General features: G+C 38.4%; 16 protein-coding genes. All 16 read right to left on the bottom strand.

The genetic code is table 11. From position 1 onward, the window contains the following. Nucleotides 1-174: 174 nt before the first annotated feature. Complete coding sequence (locus ACFO3P_RS03595) at nucleotides 175-3219, bottom strand: hybrid sensor histidine kinase/response regulator (RefSeq protein ID WP_289585346.1); 3045 nt, start codon at nucleotides 3217-3219, stop codon at nucleotides 175-177. A 28-nt stretch (nucleotides 3220-3247) separates the two neighbouring features. Further along, nucleotides 3248-4246, bottom strand: a complete 999-nt coding sequence (locus tag ACFO3P_RS03590) for a response regulator (RefSeq protein ID WP_052485029.1) — start codon at nucleotides 4244-4246, stop codon at nucleotides 3248-3250. Nucleotides 4247-4691: 445 nt separating this feature from the next. Then, a complete protein-coding gene (locus ACFO3P_RS03585; RefSeq protein WP_289585345.1) occupies nucleotides 4692-7721 on the bottom strand; it encodes a hybrid sensor histidine kinase/response regulator in 3030 nt (1009 codons plus the stop codon). 33 nt (nucleotides 7722-7754) lie between these two features. Beyond that, nucleotides 7755-8120 (bottom strand): hypothetical protein, encoded by a 366-nt coding sequence (locus ACFO3P_RS03580; protein ID WP_379542157.1) that lies wholly within the window; start codon nucleotides 8118-8120, stop codon nucleotides 7755-7757. Between the two features lie 89 nt (nucleotides 8121-8209). After that, nucleotides 8210-8740, bottom strand: a complete 531-nt coding sequence (locus ACFO3P_RS03575; protein WP_289585343.1) for a LytR/AlgR family response regulator transcription factor — start codon at nucleotides 8738-8740, stop codon at nucleotides 8210-8212. 1144 nt (nucleotides 8741-9884) lie between these two features. Further along, nucleotides 9885-12029 (bottom strand): ATP-dependent Clp protease ATP-binding subunit, encoded by a 2145-nt coding sequence (locus ACFO3P_RS03570; RefSeq protein ID WP_289585342.1) that lies wholly within the window; start codon nucleotides 12027-12029, stop codon nucleotides 9885-9887. A 399-nt stretch (nucleotides 12030-12428) separates the two neighbouring features. After that, complete coding sequence (gene pdaA, locus ACFO3P_RS03565) at nucleotides 12429-13211, bottom strand: delta-lactam-biosynthetic de-N-acetylase (protein WP_289585341.1); 783 nt, start codon at nucleotides 13209-13211, stop codon at nucleotides 12429-12431. Between the two features lie 60 nt (nucleotides 13212-13271). Further along, entirely contained in the window at nucleotides 13272-14579 is a 1308-nt protein-coding gene (locus tag ACFO3P_RS03560) for a Na+/H+ antiporter family protein (protein ID WP_289585340.1), read from the bottom strand. Between the two features lie 128 nt (nucleotides 14580-14707). Next, the gene (locus ACFO3P_RS03555) at nucleotides 14708-15502 is read right to left on the bottom strand and encodes a YfkD family protein (RefSeq protein WP_379542156.1); all 795 of its coding nucleotides are present in this window, start codon (nucleotides 15500-15502) and stop codon (nucleotides 14708-14710) included. A 172-nt stretch (nucleotides 15503-15674) separates the two neighbouring features. Further along, nucleotides 15675-16361 (bottom strand): amino acid ABC transporter permease, encoded by a 687-nt coding sequence (locus ACFO3P_RS03550; RefSeq protein WP_042533407.1) that lies wholly within the window; start codon nucleotides 16359-16361, stop codon nucleotides 15675-15677. A 9-nt stretch (nucleotides 16362-16370) separates the two neighbouring features. Further along, a complete protein-coding gene (locus ACFO3P_RS03545; RefSeq protein WP_042533405.1) occupies nucleotides 16371-17219 on the bottom strand; it encodes a transporter substrate-binding domain-containing protein in 849 nt (282 codons plus the stop codon). Between the two features lie 580 nt (nucleotides 17220-17799). Next, a complete protein-coding gene (locus ACFO3P_RS03540) occupies nucleotides 17800-18615 on the bottom strand; it encodes a YihY/virulence factor BrkB family protein (RefSeq protein WP_042533403.1) in 816 nt (271 codons plus the stop codon). Between the two features lie 202 nt (nucleotides 18616-18817). Further along, a complete protein-coding gene (locus ACFO3P_RS03535) occupies nucleotides 18818-19114 on the bottom strand; it encodes a hypothetical protein (RefSeq protein ID WP_042533401.1) in 297 nt (98 codons plus the stop codon). 13 nt (nucleotides 19115-19127) lie between these two features. Further along, nucleotides 19128-19595, bottom strand: coding sequence for a low molecular weight protein-tyrosine-phosphatase (locus ACFO3P_RS03530; RefSeq protein ID WP_306432744.1), 468 nt, complete (start codon nucleotides 19593-19595; stop codon nucleotides 19128-19130). Nucleotides 19596-19786: 191 nt separating this feature from the next. Continuing rightward, a complete protein-coding gene (locus ACFO3P_RS03525; RefSeq protein WP_042533397.1) occupies nucleotides 19787-20782 on the bottom strand; it encodes a glutaminase in 996 nt (331 codons plus the stop codon). Between the two features lie 497 nt (nucleotides 20783-21279). Further along, a complete protein-coding gene (locus tag ACFO3P_RS03520) occupies nucleotides 21280-21984 on the bottom strand; it encodes a CAP domain-containing protein (protein WP_042533395.1) in 705 nt (234 codons plus the stop codon). Nucleotides 21985-22475 lie beyond the last annotated feature (491 nt).

The raw sequence follows: 22475 nt of genomic DNA, 5'->3' as shown, positions 1-22475 counted from the left end.
ATTTTTATCATAACTTACGGAGTATACCCAGAAAATAGTATGTATATATACAAATTCTATACAGCCTGATAATCCAGAAATATACCAATATCTGTATGAAACTAACTAAAGATACCTTCCTTCTATTAAGCAGATAAAACACTTAATAAAAGGAAGGTTCCATGAATGTACATCTTATTCTGTTGGAGGCAAGTCCACCTCAAAAAATACTTTCAATCCTTGCTCCCTCAAGCTTACTATCTGCAGCCCCTTCCCAAAATGCTGATGCAATCGTTTATCCACATTAAAAATCCCAACACTTGATTTACTGTCAGATTCTCTGTTTAAAATGGTTTGCATTTCCGCTTCTTCTATACCTGCCCCATCATCCTCCACCGTAATCGTTGCTTTGTTTCGGGAGATATTTTTTATACATCTGATGGTGACGGTTCCTTTGCCCTGTTTGTTTCGAATACCATGCTGTACCGCATTTTCCACTAATGGCTGGATGGAAAGGAATGGAACATAGATCTCCTCTTCATCTTCCAGATCCCACTTCACCTGTAAAGCTTCGCCAAAGCGTACCTGTTCAATATACAAATAGGAGCGGACGATATTTAATTCTTCCTTCAAGGGGACCAGCTCTTTCATATGCTGAAATTGAAATTTACTTCTCAATAAATTACTTAATTCGTTCAGGAGTCTTCTCATTCCTTCTACGTCTAATTCGCTTAACGCCATAATAGAATTCAATGTATTAAATAAAAAATGCGGCTGTATCTGTGCCTGCAGCCAAGAGGTCTCCATCTGTACCTGCTTCTCGGCAACACGCTTCAATGTTACCAAAGAATCCATACGTGCTTTCAGTTCAACCGGTTCGACAGGCTTGGTGATATAATCATTTGCCCCGGCTAAAAAAGCTGCCTGTATATCCGTTGTTCCTCCGGTAAGCAGCAGGACAGGCAATTCTGTCAGAGAAAAGCGTTCCCGAATTATTCTGGTAAGCTCATATCCTGATATTTCCGGCATCATTACATCTGAAATAACGAGATCCCACTCCCGCTTTTTCATTTTTTCCACAGCCTGTTTAGCGCAGGAAACAAATACCGGCTGATATGCATCATCGGGAATAATCGCCTTTAAAGCCAACAAACTTGACGGATTATCATCGACAACCAGGACAGATGGCATCTGAGCATTCTTTTTGTTTGGCTGTACTGTTTGTTTCTTATCTTCTTTCGGCACCGGCTTTTCTACTGTGCTTTCAAAGGCCAATGCTGCCGCTTCTTTCCTTGCCAGTGCTAACGTGAATGTAAAGGTTGTCTTTTCTCCTTTTTTAGAAGAAACTTGGATTTTCCCGCCATGAAGTTCTACTAACTGTTTCGCAATATTTAATCCTAATCCAAAACCGCCTTCTGACATTTTATTTTCCGGGTGCCCCTGTTCATAAGGCTGAAAAATGCGCTTTTGAATCTCCTCGCTGATTCCGATGCCTGTATCTGTTACTTGAATTTCTGCGTCATATTCTTTGATAGAAGCAGAAACTGTGATTGAACCTTGATGGGTAAATTTAATAGCATTTCCTATCAGATTAAACAAAATTTGTTTCACCCTATTTTCATCTGCATATACCGGAGGAAAGTCTTTAGAAATCAGATTGACGATGGGCACATTCTTTAAATCGGATGAAAAACGCAATGCATCAATAATCCCTGTGATAATCGGATTCAATGCAATCACCTGTCGATTTAAACTTGGTTTATTAACCTGTAAGTTTCTAGTTTCCAATAAATCTGCCAGCAGCAGATTCATTTGCTGCCCTACGTTCAAGACGGTATTCAATTCCGTCATGCTCTGTTTGGACAAATTTGTTTCTTCCCTGTCCCGCACCGCCTTGGAAAGCAATAATATACTATTTAAAGGATTACGGAATTCATGAGATGTATTTGCCAGAAATTGATCTTTTTCCTCATTCACTTTTTTCAATCTCTCCGCTAAATCTTTTGTCTCCTTATGCTTTTGAAAATATCTCTGAAACCAGACAATCGTATAGCAGGTTACTGCCATTAACATATCAAACGGATAAAAAGTCAAATAAATACTTTTTCCTGACCATATATAATTCCATATCCCATGGTTGGAAATTGCAATAAACCCAAGGAGCATAAGATTTTTCGCCTTTGGATTATTCTTAAACATCAGAATAATCGAAGTGCTGGTAACAACTACAGTAAAAAAAGCAAATATATTATATATGGGGCGAAGCGCTAAAATTTGCGGCATAGGCAAAAAGATAGTGACCACAGCTAATACTGCCATCCCCCATTGAAAAAATGGAAAGATTTTATTCCAATAAGGCAGCTTTTGATGATCGGTACATTGAACCAATGCATAAAAAATGATTAAATACACCGTATGGATCATCCAAAATTCTAATTCATAATTCAAATTAAAAAATTGCTGCAGCAATTTTTCACCAGTATAAAACAAAAAACCTGAAAATAAACTAAAGGCCAGCAACGAGAAAGAAAGTACTTTTCTATCTCTTCCCCCAATAAAATAAATAATCAAGGTGTATACCGTATGCATGAACAGAATAGCTGCAATGACAACTTGTGAATAGTTTGTGAGCTGTACTTCTCTCGTAATCGTTTCATCTGTCCCAAACCGAAGCGAGAGATAAATACCGCCATCTCTGCTGTCGATAAAATTGGCAGCCTGAATGACAAGATCTATATTTCCATTTTCATCCGCTGAAAAAGTCACTGTTTTAGGCATAATATCCGCAACATACGCAGCTTCTGTTTCCGCCAACCGACCCGTCTCCGCTACTATCTGTCCATTCACATAGATTTCCGATGATGTACGGATGTTTGGTATGTATAATTTAAAATTCCGGTCATCCTCCGGCTGTACCCTTACCTGCAGCCTATAAGTCCCATAACCAAAAGGAGAGCCCAGATTATTCTTCCAGCCGTGGGGCACTTGAATTGTTTCCGGCACTTCAGCAGAGAAGACATCATCCTGCATCAAAAAATGCGAGGGATAAAACTCCCACTCCCCGTCCAACAGCATCGATTGCCCTTCTTCTACTTCCCATGAGCTTAAATCAAGCTTTCCTTCTTGAATATCGGGAGTTATATTTTCTTGAAATAACCCTGCCCAAATTAGACGCAAAACTGACAAACTGATTATACAGAGAATCACAAAAATTCCCGATCGGATAGTATCCCGCTTCATTTATATCAACTCTTTTTCATGGATATCTCTAAATCCATGATTTTTCTTTTACAATCTCTGCCGCTTCCGCATCAAAATCGGTTAAACCTTTTAATTTTGAAATATTGTAGGAGGACGATTTCTCATAACGATGCAGATATGCTGACAATCGAATGATAAGCTCCAGCCATAAATCTCTCAGTATTTTTCTCTCGCTAACAGCCCAAAGGTAATCAAGGCCGGCTAAATACTCGTCTTGATACGCGTCCAGTACTTTGAAGTACTGCTCGGTATTTATGTTCTCTTTTTTTAATAAATCATACGCTGCAAGCTTAAATTCTCGCGACTGAATCTGTACATCATAATCGATATCAATTTGATAAAATTCTTTTTGACTGATAATTTTAATAGGTGCGTCTATTTGCTGCATGACCTTTCTAATCTGATATACCGTTGTATACAACTGAGCATTCGCTTTCTCCCAGGGAAGGTTACTCCACAGCAAATCAATCAATTCACTTTTCCGGATAGTATCTTCATGATGATGAATAAAATAAGCAAATAATTCTTTTGCTTTGGACGTTCTCCATTTTATATCAATCCGCTTATTCCCTTGGTATATTTGCAAAGCTCCTAAATCCCTAAGGACGGTCGTCCGGTTTTCAACTGCTTTATCCTGATCTGTCATCTTTCTTTCAATTATCCGCTGTACAGTTATAGCTAAACGTTCCTGTTTTACAGGCTTTAATATGTAGTCTACTGCATTTAGTTCAAAAGCTTTAATCGCATAATTATCATATGCCGTAACAAAACCAATATGTAAGGAAGGATTGATGTTTAATAGCTGTTCCGCTAAGTCTGTGCCTTTCATAGCAGGCATATGTATATCTATAAATACAGCGTCTATTTGTTCAGTCTGAATATGTTGAATCAAGTCTTCTGGATTCATATATTTCCCTGAAACATGCACTCCTTCTATTTTACGCAACAGTAAATCCAAATATTGTAATGCCAAAGGTTCGTCATCAATAATAGCAATTTGAAGCATAGAATCTCCCCCTGATTATTTATCTTTTAGTATTTCTAGCATATATATATTCAAGGATACATGATGATAAATAGTAGCTATCTGATTTTTTTCTATACAAATTCTATACAAACGCCTGCGTTATCATCCATACTTCCAGTTGTCTTTCCCCTGCTTCAGCTTTCAAAATATGATTATGAAATTTTCTGTTATTTCAATAATATCCTATTATGCGATATAAATTTGCTTTTTATAGAAGTTTTATACCGGTATTAAATGGAATAAATAATTATTTATTGCTGTTTCCACTTTTCAAAATCCGAACATACGATAGGATGAGTAAATAAAGCTTCATCCGACAGGAATACTTTTCTTTCCGGACGAATGAAGCTCTTTTTTACTATTACCTTACTTATCAGGTACTTCTATTTCAATGAAGGCGGCAGAATACCCCACACTGAATATATTATATATCTATTTCAAAGGATACGCTCGTTCCCTTATTCAAAGAACTGATAATGGTTAATCCTTTCCCGTAATGCTGATGCAATCTTTTTTCTACGTTTAATACACCTACTCCTGATTCGCTATCCGATTCTCCTTTTAAAGTGTTAGGAATGTCTGCTTCATCTATTCCTGCCCCGTCATCTGTTACGGTAATCACTGCTTTGGAGCGGGCAGGATCTTTTTGAAAGCTTATGGTCACTGTTCCTTTTCCCTGTCTGTTTCTAATTCCGTGCTGAACCGCATTCTCCACTAATGGCTGGATGGATAGAAAAGGTACATTGACTCCCTCCTGTTCATCCAGCTTCCATTTTACCTGCAAAGCTTCTCCAAAACGGACTTGCTCAATAAATAGATAAGAACGAACAATGTTTAATTCTTCTTCTAAAGGTATCAGATCCTTCATTTGCTGAAACCGAAATTTACTTCTCAAGAAATTGCTGAGTTCATCGAGAAGCTTGCGCATTGCCTCTACATCCCACTCACTCAAGGCCATAATCGAATTCAGTGTATTAAACAAGAAATGCGGCTGTATCTGAGCCTGCAGCCATGCGGTTTCTAATTGTAATTGCTGCTCAGCAACACGCTTCATTGTGATTAAAGAGTCCATCCGGGCTTTCAGCTCGACTGGCTCCACAGGTTTGGTAATATAATCATTTGCTCCGGCCAAGAAGGCCGCCTGAATATCAGTATTTCCTCCGGTCAGCAGCAGGACAGGGAGTTCTGTCAGGGTATAACGTTCTCTAATCATGCCGGTAAATTTATAGCCTGATATTTCCGGCATCATAATATCGGAAATGACTAAGTCCCAGTCCCGCTTCTTCAGTTCTTCGAGCGCTTGCTTCGCACTGGTCACCGTCATCGTATCGTATGCATCTTCTGATAAAATGGAGTTTAATGCTAATAAACTCGCCGGGTTATCATCAACCAGTAAAACTGCCGGAGTCTGACCGTCATGTAATTGTGTTAATTCAGCATCTGCCTTTTCCGGATACTTGACATCCGTTTGTTTCGTCTGATTAGATAGCTGTACAGCTGATTGCGGAGAGGCTAATTCTAAAGTAAACGTAAAAGTTGTTCCCTCCCCTTCTTTCGAGGAGACCCAAATACTTCCTCCATGAAGCTCAACCAGCTGTTTCGTAATACTTAATCCCAGCCCGAATCCGCCCTCCTGCATTCCACTTGTTGCATTATCCTGTTCATAAGGAAGAAACAACCGTTTTCGCATTTCTTCATTGATTCCAATACCTGTATCCGTCACATGGATTTCCGCATACTTTTCTTTTTTTGCTGCGGATATAATGACTTCTCCCTGACTCGTATATTTAACAGCGTTTCCTGCTAAATTAAATAAAATCTGCGTTACGCGATTTTCGTCCGCATAAACTGCTGGAAATTCCTTAGGTATCTTATTGACCATTTGCAGCTGCTTCATATCTGATGAAAGCTGTAATAAGTCCAGGACGCCGGTTGCAATAGGCTCCAGGGCAACTGCCTGCTTGTTCAACCGCGGTTTCGTACGATTTAAATTCCTCGCTTCCAGCAAATCTGTTAATAAAAGGTTCATTCGCTTTCCGACGTTCAATACCGTATGAAGTTCACTTACACTCCGCGTTGACAATACTGCTTCTTCCCTATCCATGACAGCCTTAGAAAGCAGCATGATACTATTTAAAGGATTGCGGAACTCATGAGAAGTATTCGCCAGAAATTGATCTTTTTCTTGATTCATCCGCTGTAAGCTGGACGCCAATTCTTTTGTTTCTTCATGCATTTGAAAATACCCTTTAAACCAGACAATGATATAGCATACGACCGCAACAATCAGATCAAATGGATAAAACGTTAAATAAACACTTTGTTCCCTCCATGTTAAATCCCATATATAATGATGAACGACAGCAAAAAAACTAAGTACAAGGAACATATTCGTTGCAGGATTCTGTCTATACAGCCGGACTATAGAGCAAAATGTAACGATAATAACTATAAAAGCAAATAGATAATAAACAGGAAATAAAAATAGAATCTGCGGTATGGATAAAAATAAGGTTATTCCCATCATGGTAAATATACTCCATTTATAAAAAGGAAATATCCTTTTCCAATATGGCAGCTCCAGATGATTGGTACATTGCAGCAAAGCATAACACCCCAGCAGAAGCAAGGTATTCGCTATGCGAAAATCGAAATCATAAGGTATATTGAAAAACTGGTGAATCAGTTTTTCTCCATTACTTAAAAGAGATGTCATAATCATGCAGAACATCAACATAGAAAAATACAATAGATACTTATCCCGATTTCCTATCAGATATAAAATGAAGGTATATACTGCATGAATTAAAAAGATAACAATGATGCTGATTTGAAAATAACTGGACAGCTGCGTTCCGCTTGAGATAGCCTGCTCTGTCCCAAATCTCACAGAACGAATAATACCGCTGCTTCTGATATCTTTATAGTTGGCTGCTTGAATAACGATATCGATAATACCTTCTTCATCTGCTGTAAAAACGACTCTCTGCGGTAAATTTTTTGCAGTATATTGTTCTTCTTCTGCAGCTATCTCCCCCGATGATGCTAGTTTCCTTCCGTTAACATAGATCTCCGATGAACTGCGAATACTTGGTATGTATAATCCATAATTTTGTTCTGCATCACGATCCACTTTTATTTGCAGTCGGTAGCTGCCATATCCATAGGAAGAACCTAGTATATCATTCCATCCTCTGGGGACTTCTATAATATCTGATTCCCCCTGCACCGAGCTCTCCTCCATAATAAAGCGGGAAGGGTAAAACTCCCACTCTCCATCTAAAACCAGTGTTTCTTCCTCTCCCGGATCCCAAGTTTGGATATCAAGCATCCCATTTTGAATATCGGGCTGTACCTCCTCTTGAAAAAGCCCCGTCCAAATCAAACGGAAAGCAGATAAACAAAGCATAAAAACAAGCAAAATAACTGTCAGCTGAATCGCATTTTTTTTCATTCTTCTCCACTCTTCCAGTTCCATTTTCTAATGCTATAGTTTTTCATTTACTAATATTCGAGCTTCTTCGTCAAAGCTTACCAGTGCACTTATTTGAGAAATATTACGAGATGAAGGAGACTTATTTTGAAGAGTATCCTTTATCAGATTATCTACGATCTGCAGCCAAATGTTCCTTATCTCCTTTCTTTCTTCCAAATTCCAATCCGATTCTATCCCTTGCAGATAATCCCCTTGATATGTTTCTAATAATTTCATATGTGCTTTAACTGATATATCATTCTCCTGCAAGGCTCTCCATGCTGCTTGTTTCCAGCCAATAGATTGAATAACCACTTCTTCTCCTAAAGTTATTTCATAAGATTCCTCCTGACTGACTATCTTAATCGGGAATCCCATTTGCTGAATTACCTTTCTTATTTGATACACGGTGGAATACAATTGTGAATTGGCCTTTTCCCAGGAGAGGTGCGCCCACATGAAATCTATCAATTCTTCCTTTCGAATGGTATTTCTATGGTTTTGAAGAAAATAAAAAAAAGCTCCTTTGCTTTCGACGTTCTCCACTTTACTTCTATCGGGCTCTCTTCCTTATAAAATCGAACTGCACCCAGGTTTTTGATATGATACGCTGCCTTTAGCGGGGTTTTATGTAATATTTCATCCTTCTCTTTGATGCGTTCAATGGTCAATTGCAGCCTTTCTAACTGTACCGGCTTCAAAATATAATCTAACGCATTCAGTTCAAATGCTCTGACTGCATACTCATTATAGGCTGTGACAAAAGCAATATTTAGAACGGGCTTGATATTTAACAGCTGTTCAGCTAAATCGATTCCTAGTATATCAGGCATATGAATATCCATCAATACGGCATCTACATCCTCCGTTTGAACATGATTTATTAACTCTGTCGCATTGTTAAATTTACCGGTAACTTGTACTCCTGCTATTTTATTTAAGAGAAAATCCAAATACTGCAACGCCAATGGTTCATCATCAATGATACAAATCTTCACGCTTTCATCTCCATCCGTTTTTATCGTATACATAATATTAGAAAAACTTCCATTGCGGTTAAAGCGAGTTTGAAAACATCTTTTTGCTTTTTATACAGATGCTATCTGGTGATAAACGATTCTATTGCTTTGATTTTCAAAAACTGGTCCTTATTCTTTTTATACCATATATTGCACAAAAAAACCTTACTTTCTCACACATTTTAATTCTTTTATACAGCGGGATCGTCAGCTTTAAAGCAGGAGGTTAATTTTTCTCGAAATATTATACACTCAACTTTCGCATCTTAAAAAGTTAACTTCCTTTCCGTAGAAATAGGAGTTGATTTTTTCTTTGGCAACTCCCTTAATAAAGTAATAAGAGGTGTAGTGTAAAATACCGCTGCGGCGGACCGTTTTGCTTTCCTAGGGGCACGCTCTTCAGCTAACTTTTGCCAAGAAGATCGCTTGGCAAAAGTGGATCTTCAGATGGTGCTGATCCCTCAGGAGTCAAAACGGTCCGCCTCCGCTAGTAAGGTGTTCTATACGTGAAATATCTGAACAAACAAAAGATTGTTCAGATATTTCAGACAGTTCAAATGGAAGAGATTTTTTATGGTGCATGGTAAAATGTTCAGCAATGATTACTTTTTGTGCATGAAAGCTATTCTTGATGTTAATTATTCATGCTGTCATCATTCGAACTGCTAAACCAACCATTTGAAATAACGTAATGATCGTGTCATCAAGTGATAGAGATACTATTTCATCCAAATCAACAGGATGTTATTTCTTATATTCGCTGTAGAATCCTAACTAAGCGGAGGCCAACCACGGAGACTCCTATGGGAACAGGGCGAGCTGAAGATCCACTTGAAAAGCGATCTTCTTTTCAAGTTAGCTGAAGCCGTCCCCTATGGAAAGCGGAGTGGTTGGTCGGAGCGGAGCTATGCACAATCAACAATTCCAAAATGGCCGGATATGTAGCCAAAAGCAAGCATGCTACTGGAGAACATGTTCACCCTGAAATAGCAAGATATATATGTATTCTTAGGTGGGAAAGTGAGTTATACATAAAAAAAGACCAGCTAACGCAATCAATGAGTCAGCTGATCTATTTTATGCTTTATTTTATTTGATATGCCTAATACCATTTCACCTTATATTAAGATGCATTGGAAACAACAATTTCTTCGTCTTCAACATCCACATGAATGTCTGTTACATCTTCTCCTTCAAGGATCAAATCTGTTAATTGATCCTCTACTTTATCCTGGATAACACGACGTAATGGTCGTGCGCCAAAGCGTGCATCATATCCTAATTGAACAAGACGTTCTTTTGCTGCATCAGAGATAGTGATGGTAATTTGATTTTCCTTCATGGTTGCTTCTAAATCATGCAGCATAAGGTCTACAATTTGCAGTAAATCTTTTTCTTTTAATTCATTGAAGTTTACAATCGCATCGAAACGGTTCAAGAATTCAGGTTTGAAATAGGTGCTTAAGTTTTCCATTGTCGCAACAGATTCATGTGTTTTCGCATTAAACCCGACACTTACTTTTTTCTCACCAGTTCCAGCATTACTTGTCATAATGATAACCGTATCCTTAAAGCTTACTCTTCTGCCGTGAGAATCGGTTAAATGACCGTCCTCCATGATTTGCAGGAACGTATTTTGCACATCTGGATGTGCTTTTTCAATTTCGTCCAGCAACAGAATAGAATATGGGTTTCTGCGGATGCGTTCGGTCAGCTGTCCAGCTTCTTCATGACCGACATATCCTGGCGGTGAACCGATAATTTTAGACACCGCGTGTTTTTCCATATACTCACTCATATCCAGACGAACCAGCGCATCTCTCGTACCAAACATTTGCTCAGCCAGTACCTTCGTCAACTCTGTCTTACCAACACCGGTAGGACCGACAAATAGGAAGGAACCGATTGGACGCTCTTTTGCTTTTAATCCGGCACGGCTGCGGCGGATGGATTTCGCAACTTTCTCTACTGCTTCTTCCTGTCCGATAACTTTGGAACGAAGATCGTCAGCTAAGTTTTTCATTTTTTCTTTTTCATCTTTTTGCATTTTCGTTACAGGTATACCTGTTTTTTCTTCTACAATTAATTGAATATCAGAAACGTCTACATCCAGTGTTTTCTCGCCGTCTTCAACTTTTTCCAATTGTTTTTGTAATTGGATTTCTTGATAACGGAGATTTGCAGCACGCTCATATTCTTCTTTTTCGGCTGCTTCCTGTTTTTGTTTCACTACTTCATCTAAGCGCTCTTGCAAGGAATCAGAATCTTTCTGAGCATTAGCAAGATTTAATCTGGAACCGACCTCATCCATTAAGTCAATTGCTTTATCCGGCAGGAAGCGGTCTTGGATATACCGGTTGGATAAACCGACAAATGCTTCAACGACTTCATCAGAATAGCGGACTTCATGGAATTTTTCATAACGGTCCTTGATACCTTTTAATATTTTCACTGCATCCTCTAAGGATGGTTCTTTTACGATAATCGGCTGCAGACGTCTTTCCAGCGCCGCATCCTTTTCAATCTGGCGATATTCTTTCAATGTTGTTGCGCCAATTACTTGCAGGTCACCGCGTGCAAGAGCTGGCTTCAAGATATTGCCTGCATCCATTTGTGAGCTTTCTGCAGTACCTGCTCCAACAAGCAAATGGATTTCATCGATAAATACAATCACGTCGTTACGCTCTTGCAGCTCAGCAATCAATTTATTCATCCGCTCTTCAAATTGACCGCGGATACCAGTGTTTGCGACTAAAGAAGCGACATCCAGCAAGTAGATTTCCTTGTTCATTAATTTAGCAGGAACATTTCCTTCTACAATATTTACAGCCAGTCCCTCTGCTATCGCTGTTTTACCAACACCTGGTTCACCGATTAATACCGGATTGTTTTTATTTCTTCTATTTAATGTTTCGATAACTCGTTTAATTTCTTTATCTCTGCCAATGACAGGATCAATCTTTCCTGCTCGTGCTTGATCAGTAATATTTTTTGCTAACTGATCAATCAAGCCATTTCCATTGTTTGATTTTTGTTGTGTTCTCGTGCGTGCGTTTGCACCACTTTGCTGATTTCCTTGGAAAAAGTTGTTGGCAAATGATTGATCCATATTGCCAAATGGAGAATTAGAGAAAAAGTCGCTGTTCATCATATTTCCTTGTATTTCTTGTAAACATTCATGGCAAAGATGCACTTCCATACGCTGTCCATTCATTTGCATTTGTGCATTAATCGTTGCCTCATTTTGTCCACAGTTTTGACATTTCATTTCTCATTCCTCCTTATAACTTAGTCAGATAGCCTATTTATTCGTTGTTTTGACTTTGACTATCTTTGACTATATTTACATTATACTCTGACCTTCTTTGACTTTCAAGTGTTTTAGTCAAATTTTTTTACTTTTTTTTGACCTTTATCTTTTATGCTAGTTTACATATAGGCTAACCCCTTAGCCCGCAAGAGATTTAACAGCTTATATATTCGTCTGATTTTTGGCCAAAGAGGTCAACACACACAAATTTCTTATAAAAAGAAGACTTTTTCTTTTCCATAAGGATGATTTGTTTTTGAAGTATATCAAAAAAACTGTCCTTTTAGAAGCCTAACGGTTTATCAGAATTGTTTCTTCTGACTTTCATCCGTTTCTTCTATATAAGGACAGTTCAACTTAATAAGGAAACTGTTTTGGCAATTGCTTGCTTAGCCATAAATCGTCTAAACTTTTAAATTGGTACCCTTCTTTCTTTAAATCCTGAATGACTTTTTCCAAAGCGGTTGCATTATCACTGGAAACTGCGTGAAGTAAGATAATGGCTCCTGGATGTATCTGCTTCATAATTTCATCGTAAGCATAATCTGCACCTTTTTGTGAGTTGGTTTCCCAATCTTTAAAGGCTAATGACCAAAATACATGGACAAGCCCTAGCTCTGTTGACCATTTTAATGTATCTGTACTAAAGGTTCCCCGGGGCGGCCTGACATAAATTAATTCATCCTGATCACTGACCTCTGCAACGGCCTGCTCTAAATCCTGCAGTTCTTTGTTAATGGCTTCCTTATCCATCACGGTAAAGTCCGGATGGTGATAGGAATGGTTGCCAATAATATGTCCTTCATCGACCATCCTTTTGACCAGTTCAGGCTCACTCTCTACATAATACCCTGTCACAAAAAAAGCGGCAGGGACCTCTTCCTGCTTTAATATATCTAATATTTCCGGCGTAAACCCTTGCTCATAGCCATTATCAAATGTCAGATAAAGCTTTTTATCACCGGAATCGTCCACATAAAAAGCATTGTATTTATCCAATACCTCCTGATAAGAGCCAATTTGAGGCGGTGTATGATTGGAGTTCTTTTGATATCCCCATCCGTATGCGTAGCCGGTATTCATTGGAAATACGCATAAGAAAAAGGCAAGTGAAAGCAGCAAAGTGATTGTTCTTTTCATTTCAAGTTCACCTACTTTTTTCTCTTACCTTTTCCTTTATAACTTCATTTTATTCACTTTTTAAAGAACCATTGCAGCAATCCATCCGAAAATAAATAAGGGAATATTATAATGGATGAAGGTTGGCACGCATGTATCCCAAATATGGTCATGTTTTTCGTCCGCATTGAGTCCGGAAGTTGGTCCAAGCGTACTGTCTGAAGCTGGCGAACCGGCATCTCCCAATGCTCCGGCTGTACCGACTAAAGCTGCTGTTGCTAAAGGCGAAAAGCCAGTTGCCAAACAGATAGGAACAAATAGAGCAGCAACAATCGGGATTGTTCCGAATGATGTCCCGATACCAATCGTAATAACCAGACCCAGCAGTAACAGAACAAATGCAATTAACGGCTTATTATTTCCTAATGCAGAAACAGATACCTCCACTAATTCCGATACAGCTCCTGTTTCCTGTAAAACATTTGCAAAACCGGCAGCTGCAAAAATGATAAAAGAAATCATCCCCATCATGGAGATTCCTCCTGCCATCACAGAATCCAGTTTTTTAAATGGCAATGCTACCAGAACGAACATAGCAATAATCCCCGTCAATGCTCCCAGAATCAAATCTTGCGTTATAATTTGAACGATAAGTGCCGATATAATAGCAATAATCGTCATTACATGCTGTTTGCCGAAAGTGATTTCTTCGACCAGATCTTCTGTTTTTATTTTTTCTTCCTTCATTGAATCTTTAGATGCTTTATCTTTTCTATAAGTAAATAGAATACCGATTAAAAGTCCAACAATCATTCCAGAACCGGGAATAAGCATAGATAAGGTTACTTCATATAAAGTAATTTCTCCCCCATTGGAGTTTAGGCCATCCAAAATCAATCTTTGGAAAAGTAAACCAAAACCGGCCGGAATCATCACATAAGGTGCTTTCAAACCAAATGTCAGAGCCAATGCTACAGCCCGGCGATCCATCCGCATTTGATCAAATACTTTTAACAGGGGAGGAATCAATATAGGAATAAAAGCGATATGAACCGGCACCGCATTTTGTGATAAACACGCAACACCAGCTAATGCAAAGAGCATCATTGTTTTCTTCCCTGTTAATACACGAATAATAAAATTCACTAAAATTTTTGTAATCCCTGTATAACTGATAGCCACTGCAAAAGCTCCTAACAATATATAGCTTAATGCTGTATTTGCAGAGTTCCCCATACCAGCTACCAGCAATTCAATAGAATCTGCAAATCCTAACCCGGACATTAACCCGGCAGCAATTGTTGAAATTAAAATAGATAAAATAACATTAACCTTTAATAAACATAAAACAGTCATTAATAGGACTGCTGAAAGAACAACCCATTCCATTTTTCTTCCCCCAATAATCATCACATTTCTCTTTAATACTTTACCATAATAAAGCAATAAAAATTAAATTGCAATATATTTTTGCTGAATATGTAAAAAGGACTGTCTTTTCGACAATCCTTTGACGTTTATTTCACTTTAAAGGAGAAAGATAAATAATCCTGTACAGGGATCCAAGCTCCTATTCCTTGCTTAGTTACATTCTTAATTTGAATGGTTTTATTGGATCCTTTTAATTCAATATATACTTCCCCGAATGTCACCTGCCCTTTCTCATTAACGGCCGGCGCATAAGCATCCAGTATTCCATGCTTTTCCATTGGGATATTATACGAATTAGTTAATTTTGTATTATGACCGATAACGGCCTGATACGAAAGAGGAAGCTTTGTATTTTCGCTGGCTTTTAACAGCATCATCGTTTTTATTTGTTCCGGATTACTTATTTTACTGGTCAGGGCGCCATTTATTTCTTTTTCTTCCTGCTGATAATAGCTCATCTCCTGGGCTTTCTCACCGCCGACATTATTCATTTCATTTTTATTGATATGCTGGTATTCCCAATTAATATTTGATTCCGCAGATTGATAATTGATTGGCCACCTTCCCAGATAAACCATACCGCGATATCCAATTGCTATAGGAGATGGTTTGATACTGCTTTCATTCAAAATCTTAATCAGCTCCGGATTTTCGATTGGAATACCGACGTCTTCGATCAACTCTTTCGTTAACTTGCTTGGTTCAATAATCTCCTGGTCTTCTGTTGAATTCGGAAATGTGTTTTCTTTTGAGATATCCAATACATGGCTGGGTATATTCAATCCTTCTTTTATTTCTTCAGCAAAGCTGCTGATCGGCATCAAAAGCCAGGTTAAACATAAAAGAAGTGTAAAAAAATAAGCACGATTGCATTTTTTCATTCCCGTACCTTCCTTTCTTTTTGTTTTATTTTTTCTGAAAGGAGGGAAACTATACACGAGAAGCCTTGAGACTTTTTGGAAATTATAAAGCAAGCGGAGCAATGTAAAAAAAGAGACACCGGAATGTCTCTTTTTTACCTTTTGTTAGATTCTGTTATTTCATGCAATACACTTATTTTACAAATACACTATATTTTTTCTCTAAACGATCCTGCAGCATGCCGATTAAAATACATACCGGCCAATAAATAAGCGCCACCAGCACGTACATGGTCATTGCATCAAATTCTCTTCCAGCGACAATTTGCGCTTTTTGAAATAACTCAGGCACTGTAATCACTGCTGTCAAAGACGTCGCCTTCACAATATCCATAAAAACGTTTGTTAAAGGCGGAATGGCAATTCGTGTAGCCTGGGGCAGTATAATCTTACGCAGTGTCAGCCAATAAGACATATTCAACGCCCGTGAAGACTCCCATTGTCCTTTTTCCACACTATTTAATGCCGATCTGTCGATTTCTGCAATATATGCGGCACTATTCAGACCTAATCCAATAATTGCCGCATGGACAGCGACAAGCTGAATTCCAGCAGAGGGTAAACCCAGATAGAGGATATATAAAAAAACAATAATTGGTGTTCCCCGCATAAAGGATATATATAGTCTGGCCGGCCATCTCAGGAAAATATTTTTAGAGCCTCTTGCCAAAGCTAACAACAGCCCCAAAACAAGTCCAATCAGCATACTGCCGATGGAAATCAGTAATGTTATCGGCAGCCCGCCAAGAACAAATGGCAGGCTCTCCCAAGCTAATTGAACATCAAAAAAACCGCCAAAATCAATATTGGTTATATTCATTTTAAACCTCTAAAAATCCAGACCTTCTACAATTTCGACTTCTACATCCGGTTCTTGTGAAGCATCTTCTTCGTAAAATTCTTTGGCCAGTTCACTTAATGTTCCGTCTTCACGCATATCATTTAAAGCACCATTCATTTCCTCCTGAAGCGTTGTAGATTCTTTTGGCATCATAAGAGCCTGCTCCGTCGGATTAAATTTTAAGGTTGGGTGCAAGTGCAAATCAAAATCAGGAAATGCTGCTACCCCAAATTTAGTTAAATAATAATCGTTTAATACTAAATCCGTTCTGGCTGTACTGATATCACTTAGATAAGCTTCATTCGGAGCATTGCCATAGGTTACCACTTCTGCTCCATAATGTTCTGCAATTTGGCTGTAGATAGTCGAGGCTGCCCCGCCGGCTTTTTTACCCTCTAAGTCTTCCAATGTTTCTATTCCTGAATTATCCGATTCTCTGACTGCTGCGACAATGTACGAATATTTATATGGATCCGTAAATCCAAATTTTTCTTGATTGGTTTCTGTGATCGTAGCATCATTTGCTCCTACATCAATTCTGCCGCTATTGATTGCGGTTGCTAAATCATCCGCTCCCATGATTTCAAATGATACCTCTAAATCTAAGCGCTCCCCAATTTCTCTCATAATTTCTACGGTATAGCCTGTCAACTCATCATTTTCATCGTAGTAGGATGCACCAATCAATGTTCCAGAAGTCCCTGCTACAATTTCCCCTTTTTCCTGTATGCTCTCCCAATGTTCATCTGTTCCCTCTTCCTGGTCTGCAGACCCGCAAGCAGCCAGCAACAATGTCGCTAGAAAAATAAAGCTAAAAACAAATATGTTCTTCCTCATTCGAAACCCTCCCTGTATTATACTTTTTGCATAAAATAAGTATAACAAAGAAAGATTTGTATGAAAACACTTTAGTATCCTGTTTAGGCTTTTCAATTTATTATATTAGTACAGAAATAAATCGGAGGCACATGCTTTTTAATTTCATTCTTTTAAAAACCAAGAATACCGCTTGGTCTTTAAAACATCGGTGTTCTTGCCATGGAGATGTCCGCTGCGGGAAGTCGCTTTCCGCGGGGCATAAGTGCTATTATGCTTCTGTCTGCGCCTCACGACTTGCCAATCAGCAAGTCTTCTTTTCACCCGCAGGGCATAAGTGCGACTTTGCTTCTGTCTGCGCCTGTCGGCTTGCCAATCAGCAAGTCTTCTGTAAAGGAGATGAGCTCGGGGCCCATGGAATGCGTAGTGTTTTTCTGGGGTTGCGATTACTCACCCAACCATAACCAGTCGCAGCGGTCGCATGAACCTGACAACATTGAAGATTACTCACCCCATGAAACCCGTTAGAGCCCTATATTCAGCATTTTTATGCTTTCCTATCCTAAAAAAAGAAACGGCAAGCTGACTCACCGTTTCTTTATTAATCTCTTTTCCAATTTAGAAGGGCTGCATTAAAAATACCGCCAATAATAATAATGATTCCAAATAAATAAAACCAAATCAATAAAATAATGATAGTACCTAAGCTGCCATAGGTAGCAGAAAAATTCCCCAGGTTATGTACATAAAAGGAAAACCCCCAGGAAACCAGCTGCCACGCAAGCGTTGCAAATGCAGTGCCCCAGACAACCTGTGAAAATTTGAGACTCCGGTTAGGTGCCAGCTTATACAAAAAGAGCAGTACAATAAAGAAGATAAAAGAAGACACAACCCAGCGCAAGGTTCCCCATGCTGCTAAAAAAGATTCTGTAAAACCAATCCATGAAAAGAGATACGTGCCAATCATTTTTCCGAAAACCGGAAGCAGTAAGGCTAAAATAATAATTAAAACCATCCCTATAGTAAGTACCATCGCCACAAGCCGTGAAACGATAAATGACCGGTCTGTTTTTATCCCGTAAGCGTAATTAAATGCTCTTGTAATTGCATTGACCCCGTTGGATGCTGCCCATAATGTTCCAATAATACTGATGGAAAGCAGTCCGCTGTTTTGAACAGTTAATGATTGCAGATTTGTTGTAATCAGCCCCATCACCTGTTCCGGTGCAAAATCACCAATTGTTTCTAAAATTAAATCCATATCAATTGGCAAATACGGAATCAAATTAAGTAAGAAGATTAAAAAAGGGAATAAAGACAAAATAAAGAAGTAAGCAAGCTGAGCTGCTAGTCCAAACACATCCACTTCCCCATAATGCCTCCAAAAATATTTACCCACACTCTGCAGATTTCGAATATTTTTCTACCTCCCCTTCCCACTTTGAAGACGGCTTGTTCAAAAAAGGAGAAGGCCGATGCTACCAAAGATAAACATTCCTTTTTTTAACTTTCACTTTAAGGGGATGTCCAAAAATCCCAATACAAATGCCACGGCAAATTTCTGCGTTGCTGGAATTTTTGAACACGCACTTTAATCCTTCAAATTTGAACATCCTATACTATTCTATTTCTTTATTTGAAAATTTATTCGTTACTTTATCTAATGTTTGTTCTACTTGCTCTAAAGCATTCATTGCATTGGCTGACCCGCTTTCAAAAGCTTCGTTCACCTTGTCCACTGTACTTTGCAGACCTTGAATTGCTTCAGAAGGATTGCTGATATAATAAGATGAAGCAGATTTTACCTCTTTTACTTTTCCGCAGGCATAACTGCGTGCTTCTTTATCCAATAACGCTACTGCACCTCCTGCTACCGCTCCTGCTACAACACCTAAAATAATTTTACGTTTTCCCATTAGTATCTCTCCTTTAATCTAAATGATGCTTTTCTTTTAAAAATTGAAGCAGCCCATGGCAGCCCTCTGAAACTAATCGATATGTCTGATCGAAATCCCCGGTATAATATGGATCAGGGATATCCTCTTCTTCTATGTCTTCCACAAATTCCATTAATTTCACGATAGCTGCCTTTTCCTGATTGTTGGATTCTGTAAGTGAATTATAATTATTCTGATCCATCGCAACCATATAATCAAATCGCTCATAATCATCTGCTGTCAGCAATCTTGATTCCATTCCATCACAGGAAATCCCCTGCTGCTCAAGTATCTCCCTTGTCCCGGAATGCGGTGATTCCCCAAGGTGCCAGTCGCCGGTTCCGCAAGAATCAACCTGAATCTTCTTTTCCAGCTGCTCTCTCTCCACAAAATCTCGAAATATCGCTTCCGCCATCGGGGAACGGCAGATATTCCCTAAACATACAAATAATACACGCACCAATACCTACACACCTCATTACTTATTTCTCTACTGCTTTTAAAAAAGCTCTTCCCATTCTATACCCCAAATATTAAAAAAAGGCTGGGATATTCTACATTAACTCCATTATAAGCAACTTAGTCTGATAAGCAAAGACTAAATTGCAGAAAGTTGTTATTCTGTTTCCATTTTTGTCGAAAAATATTTAGTTAAAACAAACTCAAATCCCAGCTGTTCGCAATATGACGGAGTAATTTAATTCCTGCAACACTATTTCCCTGCTTGTCCAAAGCTGGTCCAAATACACCAATACCACAGCCGCTTAAAAATGGCAACTCATTTTCACGCACTCTTGGAGGGACAACTGCCAGAATCCCGCCTGAAACACCACTCTTTGCAGGAATACCGACATAAGAAGCAAATTTCCCTGAAGCATCATACATCCCGCATGTCAACATTAAAGATTTGGCAATACGTACGATATTCCTGGGAATAATTATTTCTTCTGTTTCAGGGTGAATGCCATCATTCGAAAGAACCAGGCCTATACGGGCTAAATCATCTGTCGTAACATTAATCGAGCATTGCTTAAAATATGTTTCTAAGGTTACTCCTAAATCCGATTCTAAATACCCTTCTTCTAATAAGTAATAACCAATGGCTCGATTTCGCATGGAAGTATCACGTTCCGATACATATACATCAATATCAATTTCCGGACGGCGGCCGATTATTTTTTCCATTAATTGAAATAATGGCTCCAGCTTTTCATCTGATGTGTTCCCGCTTAATAATGATGAGGTAGTAATTGCTCCTGAATTGACCAGAGGATTAAATGGCCTCTGGTGTCCCTTAACTTCTAAGTGCATAATAGAGTTAAACGCTTCCCCTGTCGGTTCCACATCCACTCTTTGCAGGACATAAGCTATTCCTCTGTCCATACATGCCGTAATAAAGCTAAGAACTTTAGAAATACTTTGAATAGAAAACTCATGCTCCACATCACCAGAGCGGATTTCTGTTCCTTTCTTACCAATAATCGTAATGCCTAAAGAATTGGGATCTGCTTCTTCTAATTTTGGTATATAATCAGCAACTTTTCCAGTGTCTGTCTGTTTTTTAAAAAACTCTACCCAGCCATCTACATATTCTTGAATCCATTGCTCCGTTTTTTCTGTATTTAAATTCACATGTCCTTGTACCATTTTGACACCCCTTTACTATAAATTGAAACTATCTTCATTCTAAAACTTCTTATAAAAACTATACCCCGTAAATCATCATTTTAGCCGTCAATCTTTTCCATGATGCATTTATTTTCTTACCTGACAGAGAGTTTGGCCGGAACAATCAACCAAATGATAAAAAAGCACTCCTTTTTTCGGCAGCTAAAAACCACAAAAACTTCTGTCATTACAGCATTTTTGTGGTTTTCACTATTGTAGCATGAAGCATCTTATGTAAGAAAAACCAAGAATACCGCTTGGTCTTTAAAACATCGGTGTTCTTGCCGAAGAGATGTCCGCTACGGGAAGCGAAGTGTATTTCTGGGGTTGCGATTACTCACCCCATGAAACCCGTTGGAGCGGATATATTCAGCATCTTATGTAAAAAACCTCCCGTATGAATGGCTCTTCAATAAAAAGCATTGTCATTCACGCGGAAGGTTTTTCATTTATCTTATTCTATTAAAAGAATCTGTTTATTTTCCAATAAACATTTGAGTCCAATAGTTGCCATCTTCTACATGACCAATTCCAATGTGAGTGAAATCACCATTCATGATGTTTTCACGGTGTCCTTGGCTGTTCATCCATGCATCTACAACTTCTTCTGGAGATTGCTGTCCTTGAGCAATATTTTCACCCGCAGTATTGTAATCAATACCGAAGCTTTGCATCATATCAAATGGAGAACCATAGTTCGGGCTATTATGATCGAAGTAGTTATTTTCTTGCATATCTTGTGATTTCGCGCGAGCGACTTCACTTAACTCAGTGTCTATTTCAAGCGGTGCAAGACCTTCTTTTTCTCTTTCTTGGTTAGTTAAGTCAACTACTTCTTGCTCAAATTGACTTACCTCTCCATCTGCTTGATTATTTTCTTGATTTTGCTGAGCTGCTTCCTGATTTCCAGCCTCTTCTTGATTTGCTTCTTCAGATGACTGATTTTCAGCTGGCGCCTCAGCTTCTGTATTTGGAGCTGCTTCTCCGTTTATCGTATTAAAGCAATCGAAATTGCTCGTATTTAATGTGTCCCAACCTTGCCCGTTCACAGTATAATCATTCTGTGCGGAATTTTGAGGAAAGGCCCCTGAATTTGCAGATGCTTCTACATCTGAAACGAACGCTCCTCCAAATAATACGGTTGCTGACAATGCAGTAGCAATGCCTACTTTCTTAAACATGCACATACACTCCTTTTTTTGTTGTTTTGTTTTGTGCGAAATCATCATAACACAGGGTTTTCTGTAATATTTGAAATAATCAAGGCAAGGTTTACCAGAGCCCTTTTTCCCACTCTATTTTTTTGCTTCTAAACTTGTAAAACCTTATCAAATCTACTATTCTAAATGAAGTATAATTCTCCTGCTTTGGAAATTACTCAATTGACAGGAAATCATTTCTATAAAATGAATATTGACAAGTTTCTACAGCAGGTCTAATGTTACATCATAAGCACATTTGTAACAGAAATGTTACTTGATTTCATTTTGCTTATGTTTTATTTTAAAAACTAGTTCTTTCTATATAATAAAGGGAGTTCAATACCCCCAAAAAAGCAATCATTTGATAGAATAGTATTTTAAGAAAATGAAATAATTTTGTTATTATTTATCGATAACCAGCAGACCTATAGTAGCCGATTTAAAATACACGCTGCGCTGGTTACGATATT

Source organism: Oceanobacillus aidingensis, from assembly GCF_042654105.1.
Classification (GTDB): domain Bacteria; phylum Bacillota; class Bacilli; order Bacillales; family Amphibacillaceae; genus Oceanobacillus; species Oceanobacillus oncorhynchi.
Note: the sequence above shows the minus strand (reverse complement) of the source record. Positions and strands in the feature narration are given on the sequence as shown.

Excerpts from the sequence above, each read along its gene's own strand:
- ACFO3P_RS03550 (WP_042533407.1), bottom strand. The coding sequence starts at position 16,361 with ATGAATATAACCAATATTGATTTTGGCGGTTTTTTTGATGTTCAATTA.
- ACFO3P_RS03535 (WP_042533401.1), bottom strand. The coding sequence starts at position 19,114 with ATGGGAAAACGTAAAATTATTTTAGGTGTTGTAGCAGGAGCGGTAGCA.
- ACFO3P_RS03595 (WP_289585346.1), bottom strand. The coding sequence starts at position 3,219 with ATGAAGCGGGATACTATCCGATCGGGAATTTTTGTGATTCTCTGTATA.
- ACFO3P_RS03570 (WP_289585342.1), bottom strand. The coding sequence starts at position 12,029 with ATGAAATGTCAAAACTGTGGACAAAATGAGGCAACGATTAATGCACAA.
- ACFO3P_RS03525 (WP_042533397.1), bottom strand. The coding sequence starts at position 20,782 with ATGGTACAAGGACATGTGAATTTAAATACAGAAAAAACGGAGCAATGG.
- ACFO3P_RS03545 (WP_042533405.1), bottom strand. The coding sequence starts at position 17,219 with ATGAGGAAGAACATATTTGTTTTTAGCTTTATTTTTCTAGCGACATTG.
- ACFO3P_RS03580 (WP_379542157.1), bottom strand. The coding sequence starts at position 8,120 with ATGGGATTCCCGATTAAGATAGTCAGTCAGGAGGAATCTTATGAAATA.
- ACFO3P_RS03590 (WP_052485029.1), bottom strand. The coding sequence starts at position 4,246 with ATGCTTCAAATTGCTATTATTGATGACGAACCTTTGGCATTACAATAT.
- ACFO3P_RS03585 (WP_289585345.1), bottom strand. The coding sequence starts at position 7,721 with ATGAAAAAAAATGCGATTCAGCTGACAGTTATTTTGCTTGTTTTTATG.
- ACFO3P_RS03555 (WP_379542156.1), bottom strand. The coding sequence starts at position 15,502 with ATGAAAAAATGCAATCGTGCTTATTTTTTTACACTTCTTTTATGTTTA.
- ACFO3P_RS03520 (WP_042533395.1), bottom strand. The coding sequence starts at position 21,984 with ATGTTTAAGAAAGTAGGCATTGCTACTGCATTGTCAGCAACCGTATTA.
- ACFO3P_RS03560 (WP_289585340.1), bottom strand. The coding sequence starts at position 14,579 with ATGGAATGGGTTGTTCTTTCAGCAGTCCTATTAATGACTGTTTTATGT.
- pdaA (WP_289585341.1), bottom strand. The coding sequence starts at position 13,211 with ATGAAAAGAACAATCACTTTGCTGCTTTCACTTGCCTTTTTCTTATGC.